Source organism: Leptodesmis sp. (assembly GCF_052746595.1).
In genome coordinates, this window is record NZ_JBRAGO010000132.1 from 1 (window position 1) to 10157 (window position 10157).

The 10157-nt window shown below is 51.7% G+C and carries 8 protein-coding genes; 1 reads left to right on the forward strand and 7 read right to left on the reverse strand.

Going from position 1 to position 10157, the window contains the following annotated elements:
* The 5 genes from ACUVQO_RS20800 to ACUVQO_RS20820 form a co-directional block, all read right to left on the reverse strand.
* The coding region (locus ACUVQO_RS20800) for a hypothetical protein (protein WP_445927747.1) at nt 1-58 on the reverse strand (58 nt) is incomplete at its 3' end.
* Between the two features lie 817 nt (nt 59-875).
* Nucleotides 876-3488 carry an ATP-dependent DNA helicase RecG gene (gene recG, locus ACUVQO_RS20805; RefSeq protein ID WP_445927741.1) on the reverse strand — a complete coding sequence of 871 codons (2613 nt, stop codon included), beginning with the start codon at nt 3486-3488 and terminating at the stop codon, nt 876-878.
* A 99-nt stretch (nt 3489-3587) separates the two neighbouring features.
* Nucleotides 3588-4451, reverse strand: coding sequence for a hypothetical protein (locus ACUVQO_RS20810; RefSeq protein ID WP_445927742.1), 864 nt, complete (start codon nt 4449-4451; stop codon nt 3588-3590).
* A 30-nt stretch (nt 4452-4481) separates the two neighbouring features.
* On the reverse strand, nt 4482-7310 hold the full coding sequence (locus ACUVQO_RS20815) for a DUF3769 domain-containing protein (protein ID WP_445927743.1): 2829 nt from the start codon (nt 7308-7310) through the stop codon (nt 4482-4484).
* Between the two features lie 117 nt (nt 7311-7427).
* A complete protein-coding gene (locus ACUVQO_RS20820) occupies nt 7428-7544 on the reverse strand; it encodes a photosystem II reaction center protein I (protein WP_233744352.1) in 117 nt (38 codons plus the stop codon).
* 182 nt (nt 7545-7726) lie between these two features.
* Here ACUVQO_RS20820 and ACUVQO_RS20825 point away from each other — a divergent pair, with 182 nt between their 5' ends.
* Nucleotides 7727-8899, forward strand: a complete 1173-nt coding sequence (locus ACUVQO_RS20825; RefSeq protein WP_445927744.1) for a hypothetical protein — start codon at nt 7727-7729, stop codon at nt 8897-8899.
* A 19-nt stretch (nt 8900-8918) separates the two neighbouring features.
* Here the strand turns inward: ACUVQO_RS20825 and ACUVQO_RS20830 are convergent, their stop codons facing one another.
* Complete coding sequence (locus ACUVQO_RS20830) at nt 8919-9668, reverse strand: DUF554 domain-containing protein (protein WP_445927745.1); 750 nt, start codon at nt 9666-9668, stop codon at nt 8919-8921.
* Between the two features lie 2 nt (nt 9669-9670).
* A partial coding sequence (locus ACUVQO_RS20835; RefSeq protein ID WP_445927746.1) for an SDH family Clp fold serine proteinase occupies nt 9671-10157 on the reverse strand: 487 nt, incomplete at its 5' end.

Consider the following 10157-nt stretch of genomic DNA (forward strand, 5'->3'; position numbering starts at 1 on the left):
TGACAAAGCCTTGGCGCTGCCGTCCCGCTAGATGATAGATGGCTTTATTAGTCGTCATTGTTTGAATCGCAAGGTCGCTGTAGAGGACAGACGCACCGGGCTTGCTTGCTCAATTCTTCGACGACCCACTGCTCCAGAACGGATGCTTCAATCCACAAGGTGAGGCTTCCCCTCTGCTTGAACCCAGCGTTATACTCAGACCAGTTGCAGATGCGGTATTGAGGTTTTATAGCAGGTTTAGGTGTGGAACTGAAACCTACCATGTCTCTACCCTCCCCAACCCCTCTTCATGTAACAAAGCCGTCAGGAATCATAAGTCCCTAGCCGCCGCTGCACTTCACCGTTATCCCGCTTCAGTCCTGGGTTGGAGTATCGCCTTAAATCCCTGCTCCAAAGTTGGGAATCCCCACGATCGCTCAACGTTTGATCCTTAGTGCTTGAGATGCCCCAGCAACCGATCTGCGGTTCTCATAACCCCCACATCCAAATGCACACAGAACTCAGATAGGAGGGCAAGTATGACGAGTATGGCAATCGGCAGGAGGTAGATATTGCTAGATGTGTGATGCCGGTGCAAAAGATTGAAAGGCATTGACGAACCGCGACGGGCAGCGGCAGTGGCTCTGATTGATATTGCCCAAACCTTGGATGTAAGCACATGGTGTAGGCACAGATTTTGCGACGAGTTTACTTACACATAACACAAGGAAGATTCATCATGAATTCTGATATCCAGCCAAAAATCACCTCTTTGTATGACATAGACTACCAATGTTGGTTAGCCCAAACAGTGGCACAGCTACATGCTTAGGGAGGTCTTGTTAGGGAGGTCCGGAACATCACTGAGCTGGCGCGGCAATTATCCTTTTCCAGGATTACGTCAAAATCGCGCCGCCCATCAGACGCTGGTAGCGGTAGGTAAGTTCTTGTTGCATCAAAGGCCATCTGCTGAGGGTTGCGTCTCTGGCGATCGCTTTCTCTGCCGCTTCCCGTGCCTGCTCCAGAACTTTCTGATCATCCACCAGACTGGCTAGAGCAAAATCCGGTAAGCCGGATTGGCGAGTGCCCAACACTTCTCCTGGCCCCCGGAAGCGCATATCCATTTCTGAGATGAAAAAGCCGTCCTGGGATTGTTCCAGCACTTTCAGCCGTTGTCGTGCCGTTTCACTGCGAGAACTGCTCATCAGCAGGCAGAAGGATTGGGCGGCACCCCGTCCGACTCGTCCCCGGAGTTGGTGCAATTGGGAGAGGCCGAAGCGATCGCTGTGTTCAATCAGCATTACAGATGCATTTGGCACATCCACACCCACCTCTACGACCGTGGTAGAAACCAGAATCTGGGTTTCATTGCGGCGAAAGCGATTAATTGCTTCATCTTTTTCGGCAGCAGTCATGCGACCGTGTAGCAGACCCACCTGAAATTCAGGAAAGACTTTCTCCTGCAATTCCTGATATTCTGCGATCGCCGACTTCAAATCCAATTTCTCCGATTCATCCACCAGCGGTAACACCACATACGCCTGTCGTCCCTGGGCAATTTCACGACGCATCAGGTCGTAGGCTTGCAGGCGATCGCGGCCTGACAACACCGTGGTTTGAATTGCTTTGCGTCCCGGTGGTAGTTGATCAATCTGGCTCACATCCAGGTCGCCATGCAAGGTCAGCGCCAGGGTACGGGGAATTGGGGTGGCAGTCATCGTCAGGACATGGGGATGCTCGCCCTTTTGTTGTAATCGGGCTCGTTGCTCTACACCAAAACGGTGCTGCTCATCAATCACCACCAATCCCAAGCGATGAAAGTTCACGGTGTCTTGAATCAGGGCATGGGTACCAACCAGCACAGGCAATTCTCCCGTGGTCAACTGAGCATGAATCTCGCGCCGTTTCGCTGCTTTCGTCGAACCTGTTAACAACTCGACAGGCAAATGCAACAGGTTAAACCACTCCACCAGCTTGCGGTAATGCTGTTCCGCCAGCACTTCCGTCGGAGCCATCATCGCCGCCTGATAGCCTGCCTGAATTGCCGCCAGCATTGCCACTACCGCGACCACCGTTTTTCCTGACCCCACATCTCCCTGCACCAGACGGTTCATGGGAACGTTTTTTTGCAGATCGTTCAGAATATCGTTGACGACTCGTTGTTGGGCAGCAGTGAACTGGAACGGCAGGATGTCATAGAAACGATCGATCAGTTGTCCGGTGGGGGCGAGAACCGCACTGGCCTGCAGTTGCTGCTGATCTTTGCGGCGCTTCAGTAAACCCAGTTGTAGGTAGAAAAACTCGTCAAACACCAGCCGATGGCGGGCCGCTTCCAGAAGTGCCGGATCAGACGGAAAGTGAATTTGCGCGATCGCCGCCTGAATCCCGATTAAGCCGTACTGTTCCCGTAGCTTGTCCGGCAGTGCTTCTTGAATCTGGTTCGCTGCGGGAAGAGCCGCCGCCACCACCCGCCGTACCAGATCCGCCGGAACTCCTTCTGCCAGCGGATAGATCGGCACCAGACGACCCACCTTCAGCGATTCAATTTCATCCCTGGTGTGTTCCAGCACTTCAATTTCCGGGTCTTCCAGAGTGATGCCATATTTGCTGCGTTTGACTAAACCAGAAGCCGCGATCGCCGTTCCCGGTGCATACAGGCGTTTCTGCTGCTCCTGCCAGCCGCGATTGTTGTAACGAGTTCCGGCATAAAAGCGGCTCAACTTCAACTGGCCCGTTGCATCCCGCACCAGCAATTCCAGGATTGTCAGCTTACTGTTGCGGGAACTGGTAAAGCAATTGCAGCGTTTCACCGTCGCCACCACCGTCACCGTCTCCCCTTCTTCCAGATCCCGCACATTGACCTGACGAGCATAGTCAATATGGTCACGAGGATAGTAATAAAGCAAATCCCGCACCGTCAGTAATCCCAACTTTGCCAGCTTTTCTGAATTCTTCGGCCCCACCCCAGGAAGATAGGTTAAGGGTTGGTCAAGGGCGATTGATCGAGTAGAGTCTGTCAGAGGAACGGTGCGAGGAGAAGCGGATTTTGGATTTTGGATTCTAGACTTTGGATTGGTGTTGGGTTGGCTTGTGGCTCCTGACGCCTGGCTTCCAGCAGTTGTTGAATGTTGAATGTTGAATGTTGAATGTTGCGTTCCTTCCCCGCTCTCCCCATCTGCCCTTTCCTTCTGCCGCTGCTCCCACGTCTGCCGTACTTGATAGAGAAAACGACGGGTATCAGCAACCAGGTGCTGCCGTTGGGAAAAGGTGAGGGTGGAATAGCAAGTGAATTGTTGACCCAAATTCTGCCAGCGCCGCTGTTGATCGGGAGAAAGGGCTGTGGGAGGAGCGGATAAGCTAAAGCTGAGAAATTCACTGAAGCGGTACTGTTTTCCCTGCAGATCGTTGAATCCCTGTTCCGCCTCGATCGACAACGCTTTCTGCAGCCTCACCCAATCTGGGACAGCAGGAGTAGGGGAGGATGGGGAAGTAGGATTTGCAAACTGCATAGACTTCAAACGCGCTTCTGTGCAGCAATCAACTCTTTCACCTTACACCCTAACCCCAATCCTCAACCCCAAATCCCTAATCCCTAACCTCGATTCCCCTCAATCCTCAAACCAACTGGCCTGCCATGCTTGCTGAGCCTGTGCGATCGCTCGTTCCCGTGATTTCCGGCGATACAACTGCCAGAGTTTTTTCAAGCGGGCCGATAAGCTGCGAGTTTTATTTCGTAACAGGGTAAGAGCCGCATTGGCAAACTCAATATCGGTCAGCCGGAGTTGAATCGCGATGATCTGTAACAGAGACTCCGGATCCTCCAGATCTTCTTCAGAAGAGGCAGGCTTCTGCGGGTCTTCAATCAAGACATTCAGGAGATTGGGGGAACTGGCTCCCATCTTAACCATCTCCGCCTTGCCCACCTGCTGCAAAAAAGCTTCTGGCAGTTGCTTGGGTAAGATAGCCGCTTGTTGCAACAGGCGATTCCCATCCTGGGACGCATTTCTCAATGCATACAGAATTTCCTGTTCCAGAGTTTCCTGCCATTGGATGACATCTTCGGGAGTCAGCGCACCAGAGGCAGGAGTTGTCTGTGGCTCCCCTTGTTCCTGATCTGACTCCTTAACCGGGTCCCCTGGAGTTGCCCCTTCACTCATCAAGACACTGGCTCTAGATACCGCCACCCACTCATCCGGTTTTTGCAAAATCTCCTGTAAGCTTTCTTGAGTCTGGTTCGCCAGGGTTCTTATGGCCTTTTGCAAAGCTTGCTGTTGGCTCAGAGAAAGGGCCAGAAAATTCGCCGGATATCCTTGAGTACAGACGTTGTAACTGGCGAGAATGAGTTGCTGTCGCACAGCCTGGCCCAACCCATCCAGATAATCCCGATACGTCTCATAAAACTCCTGAGCCAAGGCCGCCACAGCCTCCTGGAGCTTGACTATTTCTTTTTCAATGCATTCAACTGACTTCACTGTATTCCTCTTCCCCACCAATACCAGGGTTTACAGTCGTCTCTGCCGAATCACTCCCCCTTCCACAGGAGTAACTCCTGCTCCCTCAAAGGGTTCCGCCGTACCACTCCAGTTAAAGTCACTGATCCTTAAGCTAATAGAACCGATTTCCAGAACTGGATTGTAACGAACAATAATGCCATGAGTTCGACGGCTATATTCCAGAAAGTAATCGGTACTGATTGCCTCTCTGGTATCCAGATTAATCGATGTTTGAATGCCTACCCGGATTGGCCCATAAATCTGCTGAAATGCAGAAAGATAAAGGACTTGGTTATCCACCGTGCGATCAAACAGGAACGGCGATTGACCGCTGCCAACCACCTGATTGTATGTAACCCCAACAGCTGTGTAATCAAAGAAATCGCGAGAGAAATGGCCAAATTGACCATATATACCAACTGAGCCAACCAAATCCTGCTGGATGTTGCCACTCGTATAACTACTAAATACGCCACGCAGACCAGCATTCACGCTGATGTAGGGCGTGAGAGGATTTGCAGTGTATCTTAATCCCTGAGTAGGAGTGGCTGGTAGTGGTTTACCTTGCCAGAGCAGGAACGATCGACTCAGGCCAGCTGTAGTTTGAAAGCGACCCAGAGAAACACGGTTGTTCTCCCGCACAGGCGACAGCAGGTTCTCCTGATCAGTATCGGCATTCACGTACTGGTAGCCAATTTGATAGTTTAGCACAATTCCAGTTTGACCTAGCGTAATAGTAGGAGACAGAAACAAGGCTCCGATACTGCTCTGCACAGTTTGAAATCCCAGAGATCCGTTAAACAAGCGATCGCGATAGCTATATTCAAGTGCCAGCGTATGTACTCCTAACGATGTCGGAATCAGTTGTTGAAGTCTTACACTGGCCCGCAGTTTATCCGAGAATTGGCTAGGATCAACCGTCGTGAAGGCTGCAGAACTGCGCAGGAAGGTAGAAGAACCAAGCCGAGCATTGAGGGTGGTGCGGAAACCATAATTGTTAGGATCTCCGATACCTTTGCTCTCTGTTGCGGTATCGTTGGAGCTTCCCAGAAATGTACTTGCTGGCCCCGCAATCATCCGCTGCAGAAAAATTTGAGGAAACACACTAAACTGAACTGTCCGGGTGTCGATGACGTTCAGCACGCCTTCTACGTAGAAGCCACCCCGGTCTTCCGCATCATAAGCGAGCCGGAAAAGCCCTGGCTGGCGTTCCTGACGGCTGAGCACGGTGCGGTTTGGAAAAAACGGTATCGAAACCCGCTGATCAAAAACTAGTCGTGGACGGAACAAGCGCACTTCATCTTCTAGTGGCGATAGACGGGTCAGAGTAGCCCGTTCCGCTTTCAGCACTAATTCGGGGGGTGAAAAAGGATCATTCGTCACCTGGATATTTTTGGCCACCCACCCTTCCGGCGTGAAATCAATCTGCTCGGCGACAAACCGCAAGCGACGAACTTGCCCCCCACGCGGCAGGGCACCCGGTAGCCGACTAATATCTCGCCCTGCACCTCCTGAAATGGAAATGCCACCGGGGCTAGAGACATTTTGTTGAGGTTGCTGAGAGGTAACGCGATCGCTGAGAGGCCGCTCTAAAATTCCAGTCGTTGTATTATCAGTTGCCGCCGGAATCACAAAATCCGTGCCACTGGTCGGCAGGAAGATATCCCCACTGGCCGCCAGCACCGTACCACTGCCCTGTCCCAGGTTGTATTCAAATCGTTGTCCCCGTAGCACCTGTCGTCCCCGTGTCAGGGCCACATTGCCTTCCGCTACGGCAATTCGGTTCACCAGATTCACTTGCACTCGATCAGCATCCAGTAAGCCACCCCGAAACCGCATGGTGACATTGCCCTCTGCTGTGAACACCTGTTGTCGTTCGTCGTATTCCTGGCGATCGGCATTCACCTCCACAAGATTGGTCGGATTCAAGCTTGGAGGAATAGCCGCAGGATTCGTACCATTTTCCGGAACAGGAGTTTCCGGTGCCGGAGTAGGGGTGGGGAGTTCTGGCGATGTTCCGGGCGGTATAGACGGCAGCACCTGGGGCAAGCCAGGAGCAAACAGGCCATCTGGAGTTGGAACGATCCCAGGCATAAGGGAATTGATGGGAGCTTGAGTCAGGCGCAGAAGTTGTTTGTGGGACAATCGCGCCAGATCTGCTGCAGCAAGGCTCTGAAACGTTTGAAAACTATCTACCAGGGCATCAAAGACAAACCCCTCATTTAGATGGTTAACCAGCGTGGTTTGAGAGAGGGCAGATAGATGCCCAGATACTCCAGACAGAGAATAGAACGATGAGGAGGCAGCGGGAGCGATCGTAGTTCCTGTAGCTCCACCTCTGGGTTGAGCCGAAGCAGACGCTTGCACCTGTGTCTGAGAAACAGCCTGATTCGTTGCAGTTAAGTGTTCTGAAGCTTGGCTATTGAATAGGCGATCGCTGGTAGGATCGACAGCTTTCGGCTTGGGAATTGGGATTGCTGGAGCACCAGAGGTTGCAGCCTCCTGAAACTTTGGCTGAGCTGGAAGAACTGCCTTAGGAGAGACAGATCGATCGATCGACAAATACAAATATCCTTTTGCTGCCGTCTTACCTAACAGTTCAGCACCCGACGGGTGGCCAGTAGCACGGGAAGACTCTTTTAACAGCACAGCCTGAGCCGGGACAGCGGCAAACTCCGGTATGGATAGCAACCATTCGGGCCGACCGGCAGCATGGGCCATCGTAGCTTTAGTAGACACAGCAGCATCCAACAGGTGAGTCAGTTGAGAAGCTTCCACTGTCTCAGCCGCAGCAACAATGGGTGGCGGTAACTCAGGAGGGGGAGCCGAATAGGGCATACGTTAGCAAACCAATAGGAATGAGGCACATGGAAAGCACCCTACTCAAAAATTAAGGGCAGCAGAGAACTACTGCCCCCAACTACACTTACAGGACAAGTCTAGGGATAACCTAATTTATTCCAAATCCCGACGCTTGGGGTTGCGAGCAGGGTCATTCGAGAGGAAGCCAAACACAAACAGCAGGACAAAAAAGGATACAACGATGTAAACAACGATTTTTAGAGTTTCCATTCTGCTATCTCCAGAGCTATTAAAGATTAGTGTATCGGCTCTATGGACTCAATAAAAGACTAAACGGATTCCTATCATACAGAATGACATCTCCCTTTTGGCAAGAATCTCTCTCCCTTCAGGAAGCTGATCTGATAATGTGACTGAGTAGAACTCAGGGTTTTTCTGGATATTTTTCTGCCATGGGTCACAATGGACGCGCTATGAATCTGCCACCTTTCACCTCTCGCGTCTGGAAAATTGCGCATAAAGTTCCCATACCGCTGTGGGCGATCGTCCTGATAACTCTGCCCCTCAGCGCGGGAATATTTGGCCTGTGGCTCCTGAATGATTGGGAGGCCGCCGAGTGTCAAACCGTGGGTAAAACGATCTTAGCGTCTGAATCCACCCGGCTGTACTGCGCTCAGACGATTGCCGATCGCGATACAGCCCCCGATCTGGCAGAAGCCATTCAACTTGCCAGTTCTATTTCCCCCGAACATCCCCTGCGGCAAGACAGCGATCGCTTTATCCAGCAGTGGGCTAACCGATTACTGGAGAAAGCAGAAATCACCTTTCAAGAAGGCAAACTGGAGGATGCGATCAAAGCCGCTGAGTCGATTCCTGAAACTGTCCCTGTTCGCGCAACGGCCAATACCCGCATCCAGAAATGGCGAGATACCTGGAAGGCAGCGGAAAAACTCGTTAACGAGGCCCAGACTGCCATTCAGGATGATAATTTTGCCATTGCCCTGCTCAATGCCCGCAAACTGCTGAGAGTTCCAAATCAGTACTGGAATGTCCAGCGGTTTCAAGATTTAGTGAACCAGATCCAGGCTGCCAAGGAGAGTAAAAAAGCTGCAGCTCGCGATCGGGCCAAGGCCAAAGATCTGACAGCCACCAAATCCTTCACCACCAATGATTTGATCGATCACTGGCAGAAAGAACAAACTGCTGAGGCCGCTACTCATCTTGCCAAAGCTCAACAGTTGGCTGCTACTGGCAATCTTGATCGCTTAAGGGATGCCATTTCTGAAGCAGAAATGATTTTTTCCAGCACACCTCAGTACCCCCAAGCCCAAAAACTGATCGCAGAATGGAATCGTCAGATCGAAACGGCAGAAGATCAACCCTACCTCGATCAAGCCACGGCGTTGGCCAGAAAAGAGGATATCCAGTCCCTCCAATCGGCCATCAGTGAAGCCAACAACATTTACTTTGGCCGCGCTCTATACAGAGAAGCCCAACGCCGGATCGACCAGTGGACTCTCAAAGTTCAGGAACTGTCAGCCCAGCAAGCTGCCCAACAATTGCCTCCAAATCCAGGCACGCTCATCCAAACAACTGACTATCAGATTTCCCCACCTCCCCAGTAATTGATATCCTCAACCCTCATCACCCTCTCCCCGTCAAACTAGCTAGCCAATACAGCACTGGCACTAATACTAATGCGGGTAAAAAAGCCGCCACCCGAATTTTGGCAATGTTTAGCAAATTCAGGCCAATACCGACAATCATCAAACCACCGACTCCTGTAATCAGCAAAACCACAGGATTCGTAGCCGGATCGACAATGAACTGGGCTAGGGTACCTGCCAGCAACGAGAGGCCACCCTGGTAAACCAGAATAATTAAGACCGAAAACCCTACACCAATACCAAAACTACTGGTCAGTGCGATCGCGGCCAGTCCATCCATAGACGACTTGAGCAGCAGCAGGCGGTTGTCTCCGGTTAAGCCGTTATTCAGACAACCCAGCAGGGTCATCGGCCCCACGCAAAACAACAGGCTGGCGGCTACAAAGCCTTCTGTAAAGCCACTGCCACCACTGAAGCGCTGGTTTAAGCGATCGCCGATCGCCACCAACCGCTCCTCAATCTGGCCCCACTCTCCCAGCAGACCACCGAGTACCAGAGTGACCAATCCCAAAATCACGCCATCGACGATACCTATCCGCACTTTGGTAAAGCTGGTCGCCATCGTAAATCCCAGAAACAGGGTAATCAACCCAACGCCCTGAGTAATGATGAGAACCATGCGATCGGGCAGTCGCCCCCGCAAGAATAATCCCAGTGATGTCCCCAGCAGTACAGTCAGCAAATTGATCCAGGTACCACTGGTTCTAGCCCAAAAGTCTAAAGTCACACCTATTTCTCTGAGGTAGAACCCGCTTCTGGCAAAGGCCTGTCCTTAGGTTCGGGCAACACTGGACACATCGGGCCGTAGGGCATGGGAATATATTGCACAGTAGGCCGCCCTCCTTGAGGTTGAGGATAAAGTTCCATCAAATCATAAATTTGCCGGGGCAATCCTACCGTGATTGGCATCCCTAATTCTGTAGCTTCTTCTACCGTAATGGGATAGTCATGAGTTACCTGTCCTGTGGTCAGTGCTTGAATGATTACATCCACCTTTTCTGGAGCCACTTTAGGAGTTGGAATCTCATCTGTCAGGAGCGTCCGGACAAACCGCTGCACCTGCTGAATCGCCTTGCGGGATAGATCGGCCATAATCAGTGTTTCATCCTCAATCCGTTTGATCGGTTTTTCTTCCACAACCTTTAACACGCTGGCGGCCGGAAAATTGCCCAATTGGGGATCCACCGGGCCTAGCACGGCATTCATTATCCATGAC